This window comes from Sphingopyxis sp. Root1497 (assembly GCF_001427085.1).
GTDB lineage: Bacteria > Pseudomonadota > Alphaproteobacteria > Sphingomonadales > Sphingomonadaceae > Sphingopyxis.
Map to the genome: position 1 here is coordinate 224,059 of NZ_LMGF01000004.1, position 21,920 is coordinate 245,978.

20 protein-coding genes are annotated in these 21,920 nt (G+C 65.9%); 9 read left to right on the forward strand and 11 right to left on the reverse strand.

Annotation, left to right across the window (positions count from 1 at the left end; all coding sequences use genetic code 11):
• Nucleotides 1-89: 89 nt before the first annotated feature.
• The 3 genes from ASD67_RS12625 to pgi form a co-directional block, all read right to left on the reverse strand.
• On the reverse strand, nt 90-1,106 hold the full coding sequence (locus ASD67_RS12625; protein WP_056347714.1) for an NAD-dependent epimerase/dehydratase family protein: 1,017 nt from the start codon (nt 1,104-1,106) through the stop codon (nt 90-92).
• Nucleotides 1,107-1,214: 108 nt separating this feature from the next.
• The gene (gor, locus tag ASD67_RS12630; protein WP_056347716.1) at nt 1,215-2,561 is read right to left on the reverse strand and encodes a glutathione-disulfide reductase; all 1,347 of its coding nucleotides are present in this window, start codon (nt 2,559-2,561) and stop codon (nt 1,215-1,217) included.
• A gap of 204 nt (nt 2,562-2,765) precedes the next feature.
• On the reverse strand, nt 2,766-4,271 hold the full coding sequence (pgi, locus tag ASD67_RS12635) for a glucose-6-phosphate isomerase (protein ID WP_056347718.1): 1,506 nt from the start codon (nt 4,269-4,271) through the stop codon (nt 2,766-2,768).
• A 279-nt stretch (nt 4,272-4,550) separates the two neighbouring features.
• On the opposite strand from pgi, the gene lepB reads away from it, so the two are divergent.
• The 5 genes from lepB (at nt 4,551) to ASD67_RS12655 (ending at nt 7,825) form a co-directional block, all read left to right on the forward strand.
• On the forward strand, nt 4,551-5,369 hold the full coding sequence (lepB, locus tag ASD67_RS12640) for a signal peptidase I (RefSeq protein ID WP_056348481.1): 819 nt from the start codon (nt 4,551-4,553) through the stop codon (nt 5,367-5,369).
• Nucleotides 5,366-6,043 (forward strand): ribonuclease III, encoded by a 678-nt coding sequence (gene rnc, locus ASD67_RS12645; protein ID WP_056347720.1) that lies wholly within the window; start codon nt 5,366-5,368, stop codon nt 6,041-6,043. Before lepB ends, rnc begins: the two co-directional genes overlap by 4 nt.
• On the forward strand, nt 6,040-6,933 hold the full coding sequence (era, locus tag ASD67_RS12650; protein ID WP_056347724.1) for a GTPase Era: 894 nt from the start codon (nt 6,040-6,042) through the stop codon (nt 6,931-6,933). The genes rnc and era overlap by 4 nt, the downstream gene beginning before the upstream one ends.
• A gap of 74 nt (nt 6,934-7,007) precedes the next feature.
• Nucleotides 7,008-7,289 carry a hypothetical protein gene (locus tag ASD67_RS23100; protein ID WP_156377702.1) on the forward strand — a complete coding sequence of 94 codons (282 nt, stop codon included), beginning with the start codon at nt 7,008-7,010 and terminating at the stop codon, nt 7,287-7,289.
• A 50-nt stretch (nt 7,290-7,339) separates the two neighbouring features.
• Nucleotides 7,340-7,825: a hypothetical protein gene (locus tag ASD67_RS12655; RefSeq protein WP_156377703.1), complete on the forward strand. Its 486-nt coding sequence runs from the start codon at nt 7,340-7,342 to the stop codon at nt 7,823-7,825.
• Nucleotides 7,826-7,829: 4 nt separating this feature from the next.
• Here ASD67_RS12655 and ASD67_RS12660 read toward each other — a convergent pair whose 3' ends face one another.
• Nucleotides 7,830-8,951, reverse strand: coding sequence for a lipase family protein (locus ASD67_RS12660; RefSeq protein WP_056347728.1), 1,122 nt, complete (start codon nt 8,949-8,951; stop codon nt 7,830-7,832).
• A gap of 230 nt (nt 8,952-9,181) precedes the next feature.
• On the opposite strand from ASD67_RS12660, the gene ASD67_RS12665 reads away from it, so the two are divergent.
• Nucleotides 9,182-10,204 carry a lipocalin-like domain-containing protein gene (locus ASD67_RS12665; protein WP_056347730.1) on the forward strand — a complete coding sequence of 341 codons (1,023 nt, stop codon included), beginning with the start codon at nt 9,182-9,184 and terminating at the stop codon, nt 10,202-10,204.
• Nucleotides 10,205-10,307: 103 nt separating this feature from the next.
• Here ASD67_RS12665 and topA read toward each other — a convergent pair whose 3' ends face one another.
• From topA to plsY, 5 genes are all read right to left on the reverse strand, one after another.
• The gene (gene topA / locus ASD67_RS12670) at nt 10,308-12,860 is read right to left on the reverse strand and encodes a type I DNA topoisomerase (RefSeq protein WP_056347732.1); all 2,553 of its coding nucleotides are present in this window, start codon (nt 12,858-12,860) and stop codon (nt 10,308-10,310) included.
• Between the two features lie 113 nt (nt 12,861-12,973).
• A complete protein-coding gene (locus ASD67_RS12675; RefSeq protein ID WP_056347734.1) occupies nt 12,974-13,966 on the reverse strand; it encodes a hypothetical protein in 993 nt (330 codons plus the stop codon).
• A 104-nt stretch (nt 13,967-14,070) separates the two neighbouring features.
• The gene (locus tag ASD67_RS12680; protein WP_235535671.1) at nt 14,071-15,711 is read right to left on the reverse strand and encodes a VWA domain-containing protein; all 1,641 of its coding nucleotides are present in this window, start codon (nt 15,709-15,711) and stop codon (nt 14,071-14,073) included.
• Between the two features lie 115 nt (nt 15,712-15,826).
• The gene (gene dprA, locus ASD67_RS12685; RefSeq protein WP_056347736.1) at nt 15,827-16,912 is read right to left on the reverse strand and encodes a DNA-processing protein DprA; all 1,086 of its coding nucleotides are present in this window, start codon (nt 16,910-16,912) and stop codon (nt 15,827-15,829) included.
• Complete coding sequence (gene plsY, locus ASD67_RS12690) at nt 16,909-17,511, reverse strand: glycerol-3-phosphate 1-O-acyltransferase PlsY (RefSeq protein WP_056347738.1); 603 nt, start codon at nt 17,509-17,511, stop codon at nt 16,909-16,911. Before plsY ends, dprA begins: the two co-directional genes overlap by 4 nt.
• Nucleotides 17,512-17,765: 254 nt before the next feature.
• Between plsY and murI the strand changes: the two genes are divergently transcribed.
• The 3 genes from murI (at nt 17,766) to ASD67_RS12705 (ending at nt 20,621) form a co-directional block, all read left to right on the forward strand.
• The gene (gene murI, locus ASD67_RS12695) at nt 17,766-18,572 is read left to right on the forward strand and encodes a glutamate racemase (RefSeq protein WP_056347739.1); all 807 of its coding nucleotides are present in this window, start codon (nt 17,766-17,768) and stop codon (nt 18,570-18,572) included.
• Nucleotides 18,573-18,720: 148 nt separating this feature from the next.
• Nucleotides 18,721-19,935 (forward strand): 5-aminolevulinate synthase, encoded by a 1,215-nt coding sequence (gene hemA, locus ASD67_RS12700; RefSeq protein ID WP_056347741.1) that lies wholly within the window; start codon nt 18,721-18,723, stop codon nt 19,933-19,935.
• Nucleotides 19,932-20,621 carry a nitroreductase gene (locus ASD67_RS12705; RefSeq protein WP_056347743.1) on the forward strand — a complete coding sequence of 230 codons (690 nt, stop codon included), beginning with the start codon at nt 19,932-19,934 and terminating at the stop codon, nt 20,619-20,621. Before hemA ends, ASD67_RS12705 begins: the two co-directional genes overlap by 4 nt.
• Nucleotides 20,622-20,624: 3 nt before the next feature.
• On the opposite strand, the gene ASD67_RS12710 is transcribed toward ASD67_RS12705, so the two are convergent.
• Complete coding sequence (locus ASD67_RS12710) at nt 20,625-21,218, reverse strand: GNAT family N-acetyltransferase (protein WP_056347745.1); 594 nt, start codon at nt 21,216-21,218, stop codon at nt 20,625-20,627.
• A 48-nt stretch (nt 21,219-21,266) separates the two neighbouring features.
• Nucleotides 21,267-21,896 (reverse strand): class I SAM-dependent methyltransferase, encoded by a 630-nt coding sequence (locus ASD67_RS12715; protein WP_056348487.1) that lies wholly within the window; start codon nt 21,894-21,896, stop codon nt 21,267-21,269.
• Nucleotides 21,897-21,920 lie beyond the last annotated feature (24 nt).

The following is a 21,920-nucleotide window of genomic DNA, read 5'->3' on the forward strand; positions in this document are numbered from 1 at the left end:
GGGTTGGGGGAGGGCGTGTCCAAAGACGCCTACCTTTGGAAGGAAACAGGCCTTCCCCTAACCCCTCCCAATAAATGGGAGGGGGATTTTCAGACCTTCACAATCCCGCGCCCGATCAAATCATGCGCCGTCGCGAGGATCGCTTCCTCGGGCGGGCGCATCGTCCAGCCGAGGCGCTGCATCGCATGGCGGCTGTCGCCGCCGCGGACATTGCCGAGTTCGGCGACGACCTGCTTGAGTTCGGGCCGGACGATCGCGAGCGCCTTGAGCAGCCAGTCGGGCATCTTGCGCGTCGGCACCTTGCGCGCCTGTTCGCCGAGATTGGCGGTCAGGATGTTCGCGACATCGACGAATTTCAGGAACGGACCCGAGCAGACGAAGCGTTCGTCCCGGATCCCCTCGACCGTCAGCGCGCGATAATGCATGTCGGCGACGTCGCGCACGTCGATGATACCGAAGCCGACGTCGGGGCACATCGGCACCTTGCCTTCGAGCAACTGCTTCACGACCTCGATCGAGGTCGACAGGTCGTCGCTAAGCAGCGGCCCGAACACCGCCGCCGGGTTGACCGAGGCGAATTCCATATCGCCGCCCTCGGCCGCGACCCAGTCGCGCGCCGCGCGCTCGGCGACGGTCTTCGAGCGTGGGTAGGGCATGACCTCGGGGTTATCGAGATTGCTCCAGTCGGCCTCGTTATAGAGGTCGCGGCCCTTGCCATGCCCATAGGCGACCGCCGCCATCGACGAGGTCAGGACGAAGCGTGTCACCCCGGCAGCGCGCGCGAAACGCAGCGCCCTGAGCGCCCCCTCGCGCGCCGGGATCACCAGATCGTCGGCCTGTTTAGGAACATCGAGCGGAAAGGGCGACGCGACATGTGCGACATGTGTGCAGCCCGCCACCGCCTCGGCCCAGCCCGCATCATGTTCGAGGTCGGCGGCGAAGAAGCTCAGCTTGCTGTTGTCGACATTGAGCCAGCCGCGGACCTCGGCCTCGCGTTTCAAGCTGCGCACTGTCGTGTGGACGTGCCAGCCGTTTTCGATCAGCTGTCGGATCAGGAAGCCCGCGATATACCCGCTGCCCCCGGTGACCAATACCGTGCCCGCCATGCGCCCCTCCCCTCGCTTGTCGCAAAGAGGATAGCACCAGCCGTTCCCCGGCGAAAGCCGGGGTCCATTGCGACTTCCGGGCCCCGGCTTTCGCCGGGGATCACAGCTTTATTTCAGCAGCACCAGTTCCTCGGCCATGCTCGGGTGCAGCGCGACGGTGTTGTCGAAATCGGCCTTGGTGAGTCCCGCCTTCACCGCGATCGCCGCCGCCTGCAAAATCTCGGGCGCGTCGGGGCCGATCATGTGGAGCCCGACGACCTGGTCGGTCGCGGCATTGACCACCATCTTGTACAGCGCGCGCTCGTTACGGCCGGCGAGGACATTTTTCATCGCGCGGAAATCGCTGGTATAAACGCGGATGCTGCCCAGCTTGTTGCGCGCCTCGGCTTCGGTCATGCCGACCGCGCCGATCGGCGGGTGGCTGAACACCGCGCTCGGGACATTCTGATAATCGACCACGGTCGGCTTGCCGCCGAACACGCTGTCGGCAAAGGCCTGCCCCTCACGGATCGCGACGGGCGTCAGCTGGATGCGATTGGTAACGTCGCCGACGGCATAGATGCTCGGCACCGAGGACTGATTGCTTTCGTCGACCTTGATCGCGCCATGGTCGTCGAGGTCGACGCCGACCTCCTCCAGCCCGACCCCCTTGGTGTTCGGCACACGCCCCGCCGCGACGAGCACCGCATCGGCGACGATCGGCTCGCAGCCGCCCAGATGCACGGTCAACGTACCGTCGTCATTCTGGACGATCTTCTCGAAGGGCGCGTTGAATTTGAAGTCGATGCCCTTGGTCATCGAAATCTGCAGCAGCCGGTCGCGGATCTGCTCGTCGTAACCGCGCAGGATCGTGTCGCCGCGATTGACGATCGTCACCTTGCTTCCGAACTCGTTGAAGATGCCGGCGAATTCATTGGCGATATAGCCGCCGCCTGCGATCACCACGCGCTTGGGCAATTTATCCAAGTGGAACACCTCGTTCGAGGTGATCGCATGCTCGCTGCCCGGAAACTCGGGAACATGCGGCCAGCCGCCGGTCGCGACGAGGATGCGTTCGGCGGTCAGTTCGGTGCCGTCGGCGAGCCGCACCTTCTGCGGCCCCGCGATCGTCGCGCGCGTCTTGAAGACGGTGACCTTATGGTTTTCGAGCGTCTGGCCATAGAGGCCTTCGAGCCGCGTGACCTCCGCCTGGACATTGTCGCGCAGCCGGTCCCAGTCGAATTTGCAGTCGGGGACGTCCCAGCCGAAATGGCGCGCATCCTTCAGGTCCTCGGCGAAATGGGCGCCATAGACGAGCAGTTTCTTGGGCACACAGCCGCGGATGACGCAGGTGCCGCCGACGCGATAATCCTCGGCCACCGCGACGCGCGCACCGTGCGACGCGGCGATGCGCGAGGCGCGTACCCCGCCCGACCCGGCGCCGATGACGAAGAGATCATAGTCGAAATTGCTCATGGACGGCCCCTGAAGGATGGTGGCTGCACTTCGCAGCGAGCGCCTATGTGGTTACGCGGCGGCAGCTTGCCAATCGAATTTTACGCTCAGACTGTCCAAACTCGTCATTGCGAGCGAAGCGAAGCAATCTCCAGCTATCGACCACGCGCAAGGCCGATGGCTGGAGATTGCTTCGTCGCCTTCGGCTTCTCGCAATGACGAAGGCTATTCCCCCAGCGCCGCCGCCATCAGCGCCTGTGTCGCGGCGTCGAACTCGACGGTGCCTTCGGACAGGCCCTTGGCCATTTCCTTGCCCAGTTCGACCCCGAACTGGTCGAAGGGATTGATGCCGAGCAGCACCGCATTGGCAAAGACGCGATGCTCGTAAAAGGCGATCAGCGCGCCGAGGCTGCGCGGGGTGACCTGGTCGAGGAGGATCGTCGTCGACGGCCGGTCGCCGGGGTAGTTGCGCGCGCCGTCGCTGCTCGCGCGCCCGGTCATCAGCGCCGCGCCCTGCGCGATGCAGTTGGCGACGAGCGTTTCGTGATGCGCCTCGTCGAGCAGATGATCGGGCTCGCGCGCGACGACGAATTCGACCGGGATCAGGTGGGTGCCCTGATGCAGAAGCTGGAACACCGCATGCTGCGCATCGGTGCCGACCCCGCCCCAGGTGATCAGCGCGCTCGCGCGGTCGAGCGGCTTGCCGTCCAGCATCACGCCCTTGCCGTTCGATTCCATTTCGAGCTGCTGGAGATAGGAGGGCAGCAGGCGCAGCCGTTCGTCATAGGCGAAGACCGCGCGCGTCTGGCAGGCGAGGCGGTTGGCGTAGATCTGATCCGCAAAAGCGGCGAGCAGGCCGACATTGTCGGCGCCGTCGCACAGGCGAAAATGGCGGTCCATCTCGGCTGCGCCCTCGAGCATGTCGGCGAAGGCGTCCCAGCCGAGCGCGAGCGCGGCGGGAAAACCGATCGACGACCAGAGCGAATAGCGTCCGCCGACCGATTCCGCGAAGGGCAGGATGCGCGTCTCGTCGACACCCCACTCCATCGCGCGTTCGGGCATAGCGGTGAGCGCGATGACGCGCCCGAACGGATCGGGCACCCCGGCCTCCTCCAGCCATTGCAGCGCCGAGGCGGCGTTGAGCAGGGTTTCGGTCGTGGTGAAAGTCTTCGACGCGACCGCGATCAATGTGCAGGCCGGATCGAATTTGGCGAAGGCCTCGTCGAGCGCGGCGCCGTCGACGTTCGAGACGACCGCGACGTCATAGCGCGCCCCGCCGCGCCCCAGGGCATCGACGAGCAGGTCGGGGCCGAGCGCCGACCCGCCGATGCCGATGTGCAGCAAATGGCGGATTTCGCCGAACGCACCGGCCTCGATCGCGTCGATCAGCATCCGCATCCGCTGGTGCAGCGCCTGTGCGCGGTGGACGGATTCGGGCGCGCCGTCGCCGCGTTCGGCGCTATGTTCGGCGGCGCGGTCCTCGGTCGGGTTGGCGATGCCACCCGCGAACAGCGTCTTGCGGCGTCCGCCGAAATCCTGCGCCGCCGCGAGGTCCGACAATATGGCGATCGCGGCGTCGTCGAGATGGGTCTTGGCGAAGTCGAAGCGGATGTCGGCGACATTGCGGACCAGCTTGCCCAGTCGCGCCGCGGGGTCGGCGGCGACGAGGTCGGTCAGCCGCTGCGGCTGCCAGTCGGCGAGCGCCTGCCAGGCTTGATCGGATCGGGTCATATATCGAACTTCCCTCTCTCCGTTCGTGTCGAGCGACGTCGAGACACCCCGAAGCACGGCGCCAGGCCGACGGGCATCTCTACTTCGTTCGATGCGAACGGGATGAATAACGGCTCAATCCATAGGTCCGCGGTGCCGCGCACGCCAGTGCCATCCGCCGATATTTGCTTGCGCGAAGACCTATTCATCGCCAAATGCCGCGCCATGACCGAAGCCAGCCTGACCGCCAATACGCCGCCCCCCGCCGGCCCCGCGAACCCCACGCCCGCCCCCGCCCCGATGAGTGCGAAGGAAGAGGCGATCGACACGGTGCGCTTCCTCGCCTGGTTGGCGATCGCGGTGCTGATTTTCCGAAGCTTTTTCCTGTCGCCGTTCAATATTCCGTCGGAATCGATGCAGCCACGGCTGCTGATCGGGGACTATCTGCTCGTCAACAAGATGGCCTATGGCTATTCGAAATACAGCCTGCCGTTCAGCGTGCCGCTGATCCCCGGGCGCATCTTCGCCAAGACCCCCGAGCGCGGCGACGTCGTCGTGTTCAAGGCGCCGCCGGTCAACGACAATGATTATATCAAGCGCGTGATCGGCCTGCCCGGCGACACGGTGCAGGTCCGCGACGGCATCGTCTGGCTCAACGGCAAGCCGCTGCCGCGCGAAAAGATGGCCGATTTCGTGATCCCGGTGACCGCGAACATGATCGACGCCGCGCGCAACGAAGGCACCCTGCCCTGCTTCGCGATGCAGTTCGAGGAAATCGCCGCCGACGGCCAGCGCCAGTGCCGCTATCCGCAGTTCAAGGAAACGCTGCCCAACGGCAAAAGCTATGCCGTGCTCGACATCATGAGCATCGCGCAGGACAATACGACGCTGGTCACCGTGCCCGAAGGGCATTTGTTCCTGATGGGCGACAACCGCGATCGCAGCGCCGACAGCCGCTTCCCCGCCCAGGAAGGCGGCGGCATCGGCCTGGTCCCCGAGGAAAATCTGGTCGGCCACGCGCTGGTCGGCATGTTCTCGACCGACGGCTCGGCAAGCTGGATCAACCCGATCAGTTGGTTCACCGCGGCGCGCTGGGAGCGCATCGGGGAAGGCTTTTGAGCGGCGCCTCCGCCGACATCATCGCAGCCATCACCGGGGCCGAACCACGCGACCTCGGCCTCTATCATGAGGCGCTGACCCACGGCAGCAGCGGCGCCGCAGACTACCAGCGGCTCGAATATCTCGGCGACCGCGTGCTCGGCCTCGTCATCGCGTCCGAACTCTTCCGCCGCTTTCCCAGGGCGACCGAGGGCGAGCTGTCGTCGCGCCTCCATGTGCTCGCCTCGGGCGAAACCTGCGCGCGGATCGCGCAGGGGCTCGACCTCAACGCGCATGTCCGCTTCGGCACCCAGGCGATCGGCGACGGCGGGCGGTACAGCGACAATATCGCCGCCGACGTGCTCGAGGCGCTGATCGGCGCGCTGTGGCTCGACCATGGCGACGAGCCCGCGCGCGCCTTCATCGTCAAATATTGGGGCGAGATGATCGACGGCCAGGTGTCGGCGCCCAAACACCCCAAGGCGGCGCTGCAGGAATGGGCCGCCGCCAAGGGCCGCAAGCCCCCCGAATATCGCCTGATCCGCCGCGAAGGCCCCGACCATGCCCCGCGCTTTCGCGTCGGAGTGATCGTCGGCAAGCTCGCCGAGGCCGAAGGCGAAGGCGCATCGAAACAGGCGGCTGAAAAGGCCGCGGCGATCGCGATGCTCGCGATCCTGGAAGGATTGAAAGAATGACCCATCGTTGCGGTTTCGTCGCCGTCGTCGGGGCGCCGAATGCGGGCAAATCGACCATCGTCAACGCGCTCGTCGGGCAGAAGGTCGCGATCGTCAGCCCCAAGGCGCAGACGACACGCACCCGACTGATGGGCGTCGCCATGGACGGCGAGACGCAGATCGTGCTGATCGACACCCCCGGCATTTTTGCCCCGACCCGCCGGCTCGACCGCGCGATGGTCGCCGCGGCGTGGAACAGCCTCGACCAGGCCGAGGCGATCCTGGTGATGATCGATGCCGCGGCAAAGCTCGGCGAGCGCGCCGAACGCGTTCTGCAAGGGATCGAGGGACGACCCGAGAAGAAATTCCTGGTCCTCAACAAGGTCGACCTGACCAAGAAGGACAAGCTGCTGACGATCGCGACCCAGCTCAACGAGCGGGTTGCGTTCGACGAAACCTTCTTCATCTCGGCGAGCACCGGCGACGGGGTTCCCGAACTCAAGGCGACGCTGGCGGCGCTGATGCCCGAGGGACCCTGGCATTTCCCGGAGGATGAGGTCAGCGACGCCCCCGAACGGATGCTCGCCGCCGAAATCACCCGCGAGCAACTGTATCGCCAACTCCATGAGGAACTGCCGTACCAGTCGACCGTCGAGACCGAGAAATTCACGACGCGCAAGGACGGCAGCGCCGAAATCCACCAGCAGATTCTGGTCGCACGCGACAACCAGCGCGCGATCATCCTCGGCCACAAGGGTGAGCGGATCAAGGAAATCGGCAGCAAATCGCGCGCCGAGCTCGCCGAATTGCTCGGGCGCAAGGTGCATCTGTTCCTGCATGTGAAGGTGAAGGCAAACTGGGACGAGGACCGCGGCGTGTACCGCGACATGGGGCTTGACTGGGTGGATTGAGGCGGGGCCATGCCCAGCGACCCGTTGAACAACCCGGCACCCGTCCTCGTTCAATATTCCTCAATGGGATAGCCTTGGGCGTCATATCGATCACGCTGACACTGATCCTGGCCTGGGGCTATATTTCGGCAACTGGCGTAGAAACGGTTGTTCGCGGTCCGGTCGTTCGTATCGAGCAAATCGGGACGAGGCAATTGCAGACCCGTACCGTCGTGCGGCTGGCTAATGGGTCAGAAGCCGTCGTGCTGCTGCCTAGCCGAACAAATTGCAGCACTGGATCGGCAATCAGGATCATTCAGCGCGACAACTCCCTCGGCCGGACTTTTCACGCCGCACTGGTGGCCTGCGCCAACTGATAAAATGCTGATCCGAGCATCACCCGAGATTGAATGGCGCGGATCAATATTTGTCGCTAATCGATCTGCAGCCGCTTCGATCAAGGGGAAAAATCTTGCAACGACCGCCGTCGATCATCCTGTTTGAACGCCTCTTCTGGTCGTCGACCTTGGTCAGCATCGTAACCACCTTCATCACCTGGAACGAGATGGCGACGGCGTTCGACCGCGAGGCCGGCGTCGGCCGATCAAGCGGGTCGTTCGGCGTGGTCTTTGTCATCCTCGTGATCAGCTTGGCGATCGTTTTCGCGCTCTGGTACGCCATTGCGCGGCGCGGCAGCAACGTCGCGAAATGGATTTACGTCGTGCTGACCGCGATTGGTGCACTGCAGACAATTGCCGGGCTGTTCAATCCCGACGGGTTGGGGACATTGTCGCTCGCAGGCTCGCTGCTTTCGACCGCACTTTCGGTCGCGTCGGCAGCCGTGCTGTTCCGCGCCGACGCCGTCGCATGGCTGTCCGGCAAGCCGCCCGTCGACCCCGGGATTTTCAGCTGACGCGCTAAATCCGCCGACAATCATTCGGCGGCGGTTGCCCATCGAACCGTTCACCGATCCAGCCGATCGTTTCCTGGGCGCTGTCGCGCGCCGCGTCGACATGGCCTCCGGTCATGTCGATCCAGCGCAGCGCCGTGCCGCGCCGGCAGACGGACTTGGCGAATTTGCGCGTCACCGCGGGCGCGATGATCGTGTCCTTGCTGCTTTGCGCGATGAGCAGCGGGCCGGGAACGCGCGCGGCGTCGACGCTGTTGGCGCGGGCGAAGCTTCCCCACGGCTCGATTTTGGCGATATCCTTGTTCTTCGTCGCGCGCACGATGGTCAGCACGCCCAGGATCGTACCGAGCTTCGGCTTCTTTTCCAAGCTGATGCAGTTGTTTTCCGCCAGCCGGTGGATGATGCCCTGGTTCGTGCGGTTGGCGACACCGTCCATCGAATAGCCGTAAAGCGTCGACCAGCTGTGCAGCGTGAACGACAGCAGCAGCGCGCGCGCATTCTTGTCGCTGCCGTCGCGCAGATTGGCGGCAAGGTCGGTCGGCGGCGCGGCCGCGGCGGTCGCGACGAGGTTCAGGTCGGGGGCGTAGGAGCGCGCCGTGATCGCGGTCCACAGCGCGGCGTGCGCACCCTGCGATTCGCCCCACACGGCAAAGCTGTTGCCCGCTGCCGCGCCGGGGATCGCCCGCGCCGCGCGCACCGCGTCGAGCACCGAATTCGCGGTATCGGGGCCGACGAGGAACGGATGCATCGTCGGGCTCGCGAGGCCGATATAATCGGGCGCGACAACGACATAGCCCTGCCGCACCGCATCGATTCCAGCCGTCACGGCAAAGAAATTGGGGCTGAGCGACGGTGCGCATTTTTCGGCGACACCCCACGCGCCGTGGGTCCAGGCGATAACGCGGCGCGGCCGCGGCGGCACCGCCTCGCGCGGCGCGGCGACGATGCCGGTGACGCGCAGCCGTTCGCCCTTCTGGTTGGAGGTCCAATATTGCACGCGCCACGCCTGCACCCCCGGTGGCGTGTCGACGACCGGCTCGGCAGCGATCAGGCTGCCCGCCTGCTGCGCGGCTGCGGGGACGGCGAACGAGGCCGCGAGGAGCAACAGTAAAACCCACAAACGGCGCATCGGACACCTCCCGGTTGGGCGCATCCTATCACGACTTCCGGCAGGCGGGAACTGCGCGGAGCAGCGAATAATATCTGCGCTTTTCTCGCGCAAAAACGTCATGCAGCGGTAATATAACAATATTGGTGACGATATTTTCGCGATGTCACCAAATAAAAGTCCGCGCCAGACATGCTGCATGATAATCATCACCATCCGCATCTTGCGGCACAACAGGGGGAGTATCGATCATGTCGCCCAATAGTCCCGTTCCCGTTCCACCGTCCGAAGTCGCGATCAAGCTGCCGCAGGACCAATATTGCCACGCCGAAGCGCCGACCGAATGGTGGTGGCACACCGGCACGCTCGTCGCCGGCGAGCGCGTCTTCGGCTTCGAAATCAACGCCGCGAGCTTCGCGCCGCTCGCCTTTACCGAAATCATGCTGTCCGACGTCGCGAACCAGATCCATTATCAGAGCACCGCGACCCACACCCCCGGCGAATGGGCCGAAACCGACCCGAGCAAGGATTGGTACGTCAAGCTCGGCAATCCGGGGATCGATCATGACTGGGCGTGGATGACCGCGCCGCAGGCCGACCCGTCGAACATGACGGTCAAGGCGCAGTTTCAGGACGAGGCGACGGGATCGACGATCCTCTTCGACCTGGTGATGGCGCAGCAGGGTCCGCCGCTCATCGTGTGGGGCACCGGGTGCAATCCGACCCCGGCGAACCCCGGCGGGGTGAAGACCAACAATTATTATTATTCGTTCACGCGGCTCCAGGTCAGCGGGTCGCTGGCGATCGGCGATACGGTGTTCGCGGTCACCGGCCAGACGTGGATGGACCATGAATATGGCCTGTTCGGTTCTTCAGCGAACCCCATCCTGTGGTATCTGCAAGACATGCAGCTCGACAATGGCGTCCATATCTCGAGCTATATGACGGTCAGCGCCGAGACCCCGCCGCAGGGCGGCCAGCCGCACCAGTCGAACGCGACGATCCAGTTTCCCGACGGCACGACCTATTTCCTCGAGGATTGCATCACGACTCCCGGCGAGGCGACGTGGACCGCGCCGAACGGACAAGTCTTCTTTCTCGAATTCCTCGTGCAGATTCCCGATTTCGACGCGACGATCACGATCACATCGTCGATCCCCGATCAGGTCTTCGACGCCTTCAACGCCAATGTCTATGAAGGCGTGGCGACCGCTGCGGGGACGTTCGCGGGCGCACCGGTGACCGGCACGGCGTGGAACGAGCAGCGGCCTTAGGGGTCCACCAACCCGTCATTGCGAGGAGCGTAGCGACGCGGCAATCCAGAGCGGTGCAAGGCCGCTCTGGATTGCTTCGCTTCGCTCGCAATGACGAGGTTTACTATTCCGCCACGGCCTTCTTTGCGGGCGCCTTTTTCTTGGCCGCCGGCTTCTTCGCCGCCGCCTTCTTGGGCGCCGCCTTTTTCTTGCCCTTTGCAGGCCCCTTCGCGGCGCGCGCGTCGATCAGCGCGATCGCTTCCTCGAGCGTCAGCGCGGCGGGTTCCATCGACTTCGGCAAGGTCGCGTTGGTCGTGCCGTCGGTGACATAAGGACCGAAGCGTCCTTCCATCAGCTTCATCTCGCCGCCGCTCGTCGGGTGCGGGCCAAAGGTATTGAGCGGTTCGGCCTTGGTGCGCCCGCGCCCGCCGCCCGCCGCCGCTTCGGCGATGCGGACGACCGCGGCGTTCATGCCGATGTCGAAGATTTCGGTCGTCCCGGTCAGCTTCGCATATTTGCCGTCGTGGAGCAGATAGGGACCGTAACGCCCCAACCCCGCCATGATGACCTTGCCGCTTTCGGGATGGACGCCGACCTCGCGCGGCAGGCTCAAGAGCCGCAGCGCATAGTCGAGGTCGAAATCCTCGCCCGGGATGTCCTTGGGGATCGACGAACGCTTCGCCTCCTTGCCGTCGCCGAGCTGGATATAGGGGCCGAAGCGTCCGCTGCGCTTGGTCACTTCCAGCCCTGATTCGGGATCGTTGCCCATTGTCTCGGGACCCGTGTCGGCGCCGTCGCTGCCGCCCGGCTGCGCGAATTTGCGCGTGAACTTGCAGTCGGGATAGTTGCTGCACGCGATGAACGGCCCGAACTTGCCGCCGCGCAGCGCCAGCTTGCCGGTGCCGCAATTGGGGCACAGCCGCGGATCGCTGCCGTCGCCCTTGTCGGGGAAAAGATAGGGGCCGAGGAATTCGTCGAGCGCCGCGGTGATCTCCGACGGCTTGAGTTCCATCACCTCGCCGGTGCGCGGCTTGAAGTCGCGCCAGAAGGCATCGAGAACCGCCTGCCACTGCGCGCGGCCGCCCGACACATCGTCGAGCTCTTCCTCGAGCCCGGCGGTATAGTCATATTCGACATAACGGGTGAAATAGCGTTCGAGAAAGGCGGTGAGCAGTCGCCCGCTCTCTTCGGGCATGAAGCGGTTCTTCTCGACCGTCACATAGGCGCGGTCCTTGAGCACCTGCAGGATCGACGCATAGGTCGACGGGCGCCCGATGCCGAGTTCCTCCATCTTCTTGACCAGGCTCGCTTCCGAATAGCGCGGCGGCGGCTGGGTTTCGTGGCTTTCGACCTCGACCCCCGTCTTGGCCGGCGCATCGCCCTTCGCCATCGCGGGCAGCAGGCGCGCATCGTCGTCGTCGCCCGCGTCGTCGCGGCTTTCGTCATAGAGTGCGAGGAAACCGGGGAATTTCACGACCTGCCCGGTCGCGCGCAGCATCGTCTTGCCGGTGCCGTCGCTCAGGTCGATGCTCGTGCGTTCGAGGCGTGCCGACGCCATCTGGCTCGCCATCGCGCGTTTCCAGATCAACTCATAGAGTCGGCCATGGTCGCCGCTGCCAGCCTTGTCCTTCGAAAAATCGGTCGGACGGATTGCTTCATGCGCTTCCTGCGCATTCTTCGCCTTGGTCTGATACTGGCGTGGCTGGTCGGGGACATAGCCGCCGTCGTAGCGCGTCGCGATCGCCTTGCGCGCGGCGCTGATCGCGCTGCCGTCCATCTGGACGCCGTCGGTACGCATATAGGTGATCGCGCCGTCCTCGTAGAGGCCCTGTGCGATGCGCATCGTGTGGCTCGCCGAGAAGCCGAGCTTGCGCGCGGCTTCCTGCTGCAGCGTCGACGTCGTGAAGGGCGGCGGCGGGTTGCGCGTCAGCGGCTTGGTCTCGACATTCTCGACGGTGAAATGCCCCGCCTTCACATCGGCCTCGGCGGCGCGGGCGTCGGCTTCGCTGGTGATCGTCAGCCGCTCGATCTTGTCGCCGCGCCAGCGTGCCAGGCGCGCCTTGAACGGCGTGCCCGACATTTCGAACAGGCCGGTGATCGACCAGTATTGCAGTGCAACAAATGCTTCAATCTCGCGCTCGCGCTCGACGATCAGCCGCAGCGACACCGACTGGACACGCCCCGCCGACTTGGCGCCGGGCAGCTTGCGCCACAGTACCGGCGACAGGGTGAAACCGACCAGATAATCGAGCGCGCGGCGGGCGCGGTAGGCGTCGATCAGATCGTCGTCGAGCGCGCGCGGCGCCGCCATCGCGGTGAGCACCGCATCCTTGGTGATCGCGTTGAATGTGACACGGTCGACCTTGGCCGGCAGCGCCTTCTTGCTGCGCAGCAGCTCCTGCACATGCCAGCTGATCGCCTCGCCCTCGCGGTCAGGGTCGGTCGCGAGGATCAGGCGCTCGGCACCCTTCGCCGCGTCCTGGATTTCCTTCATCCGCTTCGTCTTGTCGGGATACAGCTGCCACTGCATCGCGAAACCGTCGTCGGGATTTACCGACCCGTCCTTGGGCGGCAGGTCGCGAACATGGCCATAGCTGGCCAGCACCTTGAAATCGCGCCCGAGATATTTCTCGATCGTCTTCGCCTTGGCGGGCGATTCCACAATAACCAATTGCATGTAAAAGCGTTGTCCTGCTGTGCCTCACGTATGTACGCGCGAGGGTGGCGGGCGTCCGGTCCTGTCGTCAAGAGGATTTCGGCGCGCCCGCCCCAGCAAAGTGGTTGTGAAAATCAGCGCAGCGGCGCGAGCCGTCCGATCAGCATCGCGCTCGCCAGACTCGCCGCCTTGGCGGCGCCTTCTTCGTAATTCCCCGGCTTGGCGGTGAAGGCGAACTTGCGCGTCTTGCCGAAGCGCAAGCCCCCGAACCCCGCGACCGCGGCGAGGCCGCCCACGACATTGCCGGCCGATTGCATCGCCTTGTCGGTGCCGCTCGACGCGTCGCTCTTTTCGACGAACTCGCCCTCGACCGCGACCGGCGCCTTGACGGTGATCACCGACTGCTTGCCGCTCGGCGCGATCAGCGTGATGCGCGAATAGTCGGCGCTGACCGACAGCGCGCTGTTGACCTCCAACCCGCCGAAGCTGAACGCGCCGGGGCGCTTTTGCTGCGAAAAGTCGATCAGATAGACGACATCGATCACCCCGACACCCGCCTGCTTGGCATAGGTGGTGAGCGCCCCGACCGCCTGCCCAGCCGCCATGTTCATCCCGATGCTGCTCATCCCCGACCCGACGAAGTCGCCGGGGATCATGTGCAGCCCGGGCAGCGCGGTGGGCTTGTAATAGGTCGCCTTGCCCTTGCTGCCCTTTTCGAGCGCGATGTTGATGTCGAGCGGCGCCTCCTGCGGCTTGGTCTTAGCGAGCGCCGCATGGCCGAACAGGTCGGCGGGCGACTGCACCGCATAGCCGCTGGCGGTCAACTGCGACACGAAATCGGCATAAGCCGCGTCGGTGACCGCCTGCATCATTTCGGGGGTAACCCCGACGAGTTCGCTCTTCGCCTTGGTGGTACCGCCGAACGCCCCCATCAACCCGCCCGACGCCGCGGTCTGGTCGGTCGATTCAAAGATGAAGCCGATATTGAAGGCGCCGACGGTGACGGTGGTGACACCCTTCGCATTGGCCGGGCCAGCGATTTTCACCGGTTCCTTGTCCTTGGCGATCACGGCGACAGGCTGGAGCAGCATCGCCGTGATGGCGACGGCCGACAGCAGTTTTTTCATGGATTGGTCCTCCGACCCTCACGGACCGGATGCATCCGGCCGGCGAGGTTCCCCGAAGCGACCCATGCCCCCGCATCGGTCAGATGCGGGGGCAAGTCAACGGCTTACTGGTCCTGCCATTTGAAGTCGGCGGGCAGGATGCATTTGCCCGCATCATATTGGCCAACGCTGCGGATGACCTCGCTGTCCTCGGGCTCGATCCGTCGCCCGCTGATCTGGCTGTCGATCACCCGGCGGACGAGCGCGTCGAGCCGCGTCACCAGATAACAGTCGATCGCCGGCGCCGCATGGGCATTGCCGACGCCGCTGTCGTCGGTCAGGAACAGATAGCGCGACTGGGTCGCTGCGGCCATCGCGCGCATCGCATATTCGGCCTCGTCGGCGACGCCCGAGGCGGCGACCGGGGTGATATGGATACGCCTGGCGCGCGCCGCCTCGGCAGCGGCCCAGGTGCGGCCGAACTGTTCGTTGTGCGGCGGCGCGTCGGCGACGAGCAGCAGCGATTTCACCGCGTCGGGTCGCCATTCCTGACCGACCGCGCGGATCAGCGCCTGGTCCATCGCCTCGGGATAATCGCCGCCGCCGGTCGCATATTGCGCCGCCAACGTGCCCTGCGCGCGGCCGATGTCGCGGTCGAAGATCACGGTGCGGGTGACATATTCGTCGCCGATATCGCGATAGAAGACAAAACCGACGCGAATATCCAGATCGCGGTGCTTGGCGGTGATCGACGCGATGATCGCGCGCATTTCCGACTGCAGGTATCGGATCTCGTCGCCCATGCTGCCCGTCGTGTCGATGACGAGCATCAGGTCGAGTTTGGTTGCCTTGGTCGCGGCCTGGCTGGCGGTCAGACCGACGACCTGCCCACCCGGCGCATCGGACACGAGCACCGGCCGCGCGTCGGCGATGCTGCGCCCGGCCTTTCGCGCCGACACGGTGATCCGCTCGCTCAGCCGGTCGAGCCCGGGGAAGAAGACCGCGCTGCCGTCGGCCTGCGTCGCCATGGTGATGCTGTTGCCGTCGCTGCAGGTGACGACGACGTCGGCGAAGGGGATCGGCTGGCCGTTGCGGTCGTTCACCTTCACCGTGACGACGCGCATCGTGTCGACGCGCGGCAGGGCTCGGATGTCCTGGCCCAAGTCGGTGCGGTTGACATAGGCCGCATAGAGTTCCGGATTGAGCAGGTCGTCATGCTCGCCCGCGGTCAGGATGCCCGATTGTGGCTGGGGCGGAATATAGCGCGGCGGCACCGGCACGGGTCGCCCCGTATAGTCCGACGACGAGCCGGGAACGGGCGACGTCGACGCCGGCGGCGGGGCGGTCGGGGCCACCCGTACCGACTCGCCGCTGCCGACCGCGCTGACCGCAGCCGACGATCCGGATCGCGCCGAGCCGGTGACGACGACGTCGGCGGCAGCGCTGTCATAGCTGGGTGGTGGCGGCGCCATCGGCGGCGGAGGGGGTGGCGGAGGCGGCGGAGGTGGCGGCGGCGCCATCGGCGCATAGTCGGCGCTCGACTTGTCATCGCGCTCGCGCTTGCCGCCCTTGGTCATGGGCACGCCCGTCTGTTGCGGCCGGGGCGGCTGCACCTCGGCATCGAGGCGCGGCAGCGGGTCGGCGTTGCGGCAGAAGCCCTGCTGCGGCGCACCCGGCTTGGCATAAGCGATGGTCAGGGGCGCGGGGGCGAGGCCGCCCGCGAGAACGGCGATCATCGTCACGCCCGTCAGAAATCGGCTTCGCATCATCGAACTCCCCGCCATGTGATACAATATCATGAACCTGTGGTCCGGCCGCTGAACCGTGGCTGAACCGCGATGAATGGTTAGATTGCCGCAGGTTAGGCCGCTGTGCGGGTCATCACAGCCGTGAAATCCTGGCGCCCGCGTGGCGCTCGATACGCCCCGCGAGTTCGAGTTCGAGCAGGATCAGTTGCACCGTCGCGGCTGCGCAGCCCGATTGGCGGACGAGCTCGTCGACCGCGACGGGGGTCGGCCCGAGCAGTTCGACGACGGTCCGCCGGTCCCCTTCCCCGGCGTCGCGTACGACGGGCGTCGCGGCATAGCTGCGCACCGGTTCGCGCACCATGCGCGCATCGATCGGCCCCAGCGCCTCGAGCACATCGTCGACCGTCTGAATCAGCGTCGCGCCTTCGCGGATCAGCAGGTTGCAGCCCTGCGCGCGCGGGTCGAGCGGCGATCCGGGCACCGCCATCACCTCGCGCCCATAGTCGCCGGCGCGGCGCGCGGTGATCAGCGACCCCGACTTGGGCGCCGCCTCGATCACCAGGGTCCCGTGCGACAGTCCGGCGATGATCCGGTTGCGCGACGGAAAATGGCGCGCCAGCGGTTCGGTGCCCGGGGGCTGTTCGGCGATCAGCAACTGGTCGGCGCCGAGCTTTTCCTGCAGCGCCGCATTTTCGGGCGGAAAGGCGATGTCGATGCCGCTCGCGATCACCGCCGCCGTGCGCCCGCCAAGCGCGCCGACATGCGCCGCGGTGTCGACCCCGCGCGCCAGCCCGCTGACCACCGTGATGCCCTGCGCCGCTAGTTCCGCCGCCATCTGCCGCGCGAAGCGGCACGCGATCGCCGAGGCGTTGCGCGCGCCGACGATCGCGACGCAGGGATGCAGGAGCATCGCGGTATCGCCGCGGACAATCATCACCGGCGGGGCGCCCTCGACCTCGCGCATCAGCGGCGAATAATCCGCCTCGTCACTGAAGACATGACGCGCGCCAAGCGAGGCCACGCGCTCGATCTCACGCTCGGCGATTTCGGAAGGCGCGATACGCGCGCGGCCCGCGCCGCCGCGCAGCACAAGATCGGGCAGCGCGGCGAGCGCCGCCTCGCCCGACCCGAAGCGCGCCATCAGCTGGTGCCAGCTGACCGGGCCGACATGCGGCGTGCGGATCAACCGCAGCCGCGCCAGCCTTTCGGCGTCGGTCATTCGGCGCTTTTCATTGCGCCGACGCGCGGTTCGGTTCCCGCGCGCAGCCGCGCGATATTCTCGCGGTGGCGCCAGAGCACGATGGCCGCGAGTCCCGCCAGACCGATCGCATAGATGGGATAGCCGAGCGCCAGCGCGGCAAGCGGCGCAGCGACGGCCCCCAGCATCCCGCCGAGCGACGAGATGCGCAGCAGCAGGACGGCGCCGAGCCAGACGCCCGCAAACACCAGCCCGATCGGCCAGGCGAGCGCCAGCGAGAGGCCGAGCAGCGTCGCAACCCCCTTCCCGCCCTTGAATTTCAGCCAGACGGGGTAGCAATGGCCGATCATCGCCGCCGCGCCCGCGACCATCGCGCCATGGTCGCCGGTTTCGGGGAAAAAATGCCGAGCGAGCAGCACCGCGACCGCGCCCTTCGCACCGTCGAGGATCAAGGTCGCCGCCGCCAGCCCCTTGCGCCCGGTGCGCAGCACATTGGTCGCACCGATATTGCCTGACCCGATCTGGCGCAAATCACCCGCACCGAAGGCTCGCGTCAGGATGACCCCGAAGGGGATCGATCCGAGCAGATACCCCGCCGCGATCAGCAAAGTGATGGTCATGATGCTCCCTGCTCCCTTTCGTTCCTTTTGACGGGGTTGGGGAAAGCAATCAACGGATTCGGAGAATGTCGTTACCGAAACGGATGCACAACCGAGCACCGGTCATCAACAAAGTCCGTCATTGCGAGCGAAGCGAAGCAATCCAGCGCAGGCGCAAACCGCCCTGGATTGCTTCGCTTCGCTCGCAATGACGAACCTGCGGGAGTGGAGGGGGGTACCATTGACCTGCCACCGCCGCCTGCTAGGCGACACCCATGCAATCCCCTGCCCCCGCCGCCCCTATCCTCTTCTTCGACTCCGGCCTCGGCGGCCTCACCGTGCTCGGCCCGACGCGCGCGCTGCTGCCGACCGCGCCGATCGTCTATGCCGCCGATTATGCCGGCCTGCCCTATGGCCAGAAGAGCGAGGCCGAACTCGCGGCGCGCGTTCCCGCGCTGCTCGGCCGCCTCGTCGAACGCTACCAGCCACGCCTCGCGGTAATCGCGTGCAACACCGCCTCGACGATCGCGCTGACGCATGTCCGCGCCGCCCTCGACCTGCCGATCGTCGGGACCGTGCCCGCGATCAAGCCCGCCGCCGAGATAACGAAGACCGGCGTCATCGGGGTGCTCGGCACCGAAGCGACGGTGCGCCAGCCCTATGTCGACGATCTCAGCGCGCGCTTTGCCGCGGGCAAGACGGTGCTGCGCCACGGCAGCCCCGGCCTCGTCACCGCCGCCGAAGCGAAGCTGCGCGGCGACCCCGTGGATAAGGACGTCATTGCGCGCGCCATCGCCGGCCTGACAAGCCAGCCCGGCGGCGACAAGCTCGACGTCATCGTCCTCGCCTGCACCCACTTCCCGCTGCTCGCCGACGAATTGCAGGCCGAGGCGGGATCGCACGTCCGCTTGATCGACGGGGCGCAGGGCATTGCCCGCCGCATCGCCCACCTGACCGACGGCCAGCCCTGGCCCGCCGCGGTCGCCCCCGGCCTCGCGGTCTTCACGCGTAGCGACGAGCGTCCGCCGCCGCCGCTGGCCGCGCTGGCGCCCTACGGCCTCGATCGCATCGAACTGATCTAGCAGCTCGATCACACTGATTTGGCGCAGAAGTTGCGAATCGTTCGCACTGGATTTCGGGTTGTTTCGGCGTTATTGGCCGCCGTGTTAATAGCCGCCCGGAGGGAGCGGCCCAATGGCTTGGACTGGCACCTGACTGCGGGGCTGATACGTGAACTATAACGATATTTTCGCACGCGCCATCGACCGGCTGCATGAAGAAGGGCGCTATCGCGTCTTCATCGACATCCTCCGGAATCGCGGGTCCTTTCCCAACGCACGCTGCTTCGCCGGTCACAACGGCCCGAAGCCGATCACCGTATGGTGTTCGAACGACTATCTCGCCATGGGCCAGCATCCCAAGGTCGTCGCCGCGATGGAAGAAGCGCTGCATGACGTCGGCGCCGGTTCGGGCGGCACCCGCAACATCGGCGGCAACACCCATTATCATATCGACCTCGAAGCCGAACTCGCCGACCTGCACGGCAAGGACGGCGCGCTGCTCTTCACGTCGGGCTATATCTCGAACGAAGCGACGCTCGGTACGCTCGGCAAGCTGCTGCCCAACTGCATCATCTATTCGGACGAGCTCAACCACGCCTCGATGATCGCGGGCATCCGCAACTCGGGCTGCGAAAAGCGCGTTTGGCGTCACAACGACCTCGCACATCTCGAAGAGTTGATGGCCGCCGACGATCCCGAAGCCGCCAAGCTGATCGCCTTCGAAAGCGTCTATTCGATGGACGGCGACGTCGCCCCGATCCACGCGATCTGCGACCTTGCCGACAAATATAATGCCCTGACCTATTGCGACGAAGTCCATGCCGTCGGCATGTACGGCCCGCGCGGCGGCGGCATCAGCGATCGCGACGAAGCCGCCGATCGCATCACGATCATCGAGGGAACCCTCGGCAAGGCGTTCGGCGTGATGGGCGGCTATATCGCCGCCGACAAGAATATCATCGACGTGATCCGCAGCTATGCGCCGGGCTTCATCTTCACGACCAGCCTGTCGCCGGTGCTCGTCGCCGGTGTGCTCGCGAGCGTGCGCCACCTCAAGGCGTCGAGCGTCGAGCGCGACGCGCAGCAGGAAGCCGCCGCTTACCTCAAGCAGAGCTTCCGCGACGCCGGCCTGCCGGTGATGGATTCGACCACGCACATCGTCCCGCTGATGGTCGGCGATCCGGTGCGCGCCAAGAAGATCAGCGACATATTGCTCGCCGAATATGGCGTCTATGTGCAGCCGATCAATTTCCCGACCGTGCCGCGCGGCACCGAACGGCTGCGCTTTACCCCCGGCCCGGCGCATGACGAGGCGATGATGCGCGACCTGACCCAGGCGCTCACCGAAATCTGGGATCGTCTGGAACTGCGTAAGGCCGCGTGAGCGCCGCACCGGGTTTTGACGAGGTTGTCCGGGGACGCCGCAGCATTCGCGGCTTCCTCGACAAGCCCGTTCCCAAGGCGCTGGTCGCCGAGGTGATCGAAGTCGCGATGCGCGCGCCCTCGTCGTTCAACAACCAGTGCTGGAATTTCTCGGTCGTCACCGGCGATCCGCTTGACGCGATCCGCCGGGGTAACACCGACGGCATTCTCGCCGGCAAGCCCGACAGCCGCGAATTCCGCCGCTTCGACGGCATCGCCGACGACCATCGCGCACGCCAGATCGAGATCGCCAAGCAGCTCTTCGGTGCGATGGGCATCGCGCGCGACGACAAGGACGCGCGCCAGGACTGGGTGCTCCGCGGCTTCCGCCAGTTCGACGCCCCGGTCAGCGTCGTCGTCACCTATGACCGCATATTGCTCGGCAGCGACATCGCGCCGTTCGATTGTGGTGCGGTGAGCAACGCGCTGGTCAACGCCGCCTGGTCGCGCGGGCTCGGCTGCGTCATCAACAGCCAGGGCATCATGCAAAGCCCGGTGGTGCGCGAACATGCCGCGATCCCCGACGACCAGGTGATCATGATCTGCGTCGCGATGGGCTGGCCCGAAGCGGATTTCCCCGCCAACGCCGTGGTGTCGAACCGCAAGAGCGTCGAAGAAGCGGTGCGTTTCGTCGGGTTCGACGACTGACGCTCAGCACGCCGGGCGCATCATGCCCCAGAAATGCGGGCCGCCGCCCGGTACATCCCATTCGACCTGCGTGACGAACCCCAGCCGTTCGTAGAGCGGCACATTTTCCGGCGTCGCGGTTTCCAGCCAGCACGGCAGTCCCTCGGTGTCGGCGACCGCGGTCTGCGCGCGGATGATCCGGCCGCCATGGCCCTTGCCCTGATGCGCGGTCCGCACGCCGACATAATGAAGATACCAGAAGCGCGCCTTTGGGCGGTGCGCGTCGATGCCGGCCTGCACCTTCAGTCCGCGCGGCAGGGCGGTACCGAACGTCGCGACGAGCGGGATGACGGTGCGCAGGAACTCCAGTGTCCCGCTATGCGCCTGCCCCGGCGCGCGCCAGAGCGCCGCCGCCGCGTCGCCTTCGGATCGCAGCGCTACTCCCGCGCGCATGTCGGCGGGTACCAGCACGCGAAACAGGCCGCGCAGCGCCCGCGCACGATGATCGGGGTCGGGCAATATCCACGACAGCGCCGGGTCGGTCTGGAATGCCTGTGCCAATGTCTCGATCACGGCCAGCTGGTCGGCCGGACCCGCCGGCCCTATTGTCTCGCTCATCATTCCCTCCGTCGCCGAAGGGAGCAGGTCGCGCGCGCTTTGGCAATATCAGCGTCGGCCCCTGTCGAACCGCAGCGACCAGGCATAGCCGCGATAGAGGCGCGTCACGACCAGCCGGCCGCCCGTGTCGGCCGACAATTCACGCATCGCGTCGATCATCAAAGCACGCGGCGCGACATGGAAACGCGCCAGCCAGCCGAACAGCGCAGCGCGGAACCAGCCGGGCAGTTGCTCCTGCTGGCCGAAATCGACGATATGCAGCACCCCGTTCGGCGACAGATGGCGCACCGCCTCGCCGATCGCGCCCTGCCAGTCGGGGATCATCGACAGCGTATAGCTCTGAAAGACCCGGTCGAAGTGCGGGACGCCGAACAGCGCCTTGGGGTCGAACCCGGTGGCATCGGCCTGGGCGACGGTCACCCGCCGCTCCAGCCCCGCCCGGGCGATCGCGGCGCGCGCGCTTTTCAACATCTCGGCCGAAATGTCGATGCCGTGAATATGCGCGCCGGGCCAGCAGCGCGCCGCCGCGATCAGGTTGCGCCCGGTGCCGCAGCCGACCTCGAGCACATGACCGCCGACCGGCGGCTGCAATTCATCGATCAGCCGATCACGACCGAGCAGATAATATTTGCGGGTCAGGTCATAGATATGGCGCTGGCCGCGATAGACATTGTCCATCAGCGCGGCATGCCCCTGTGCCGC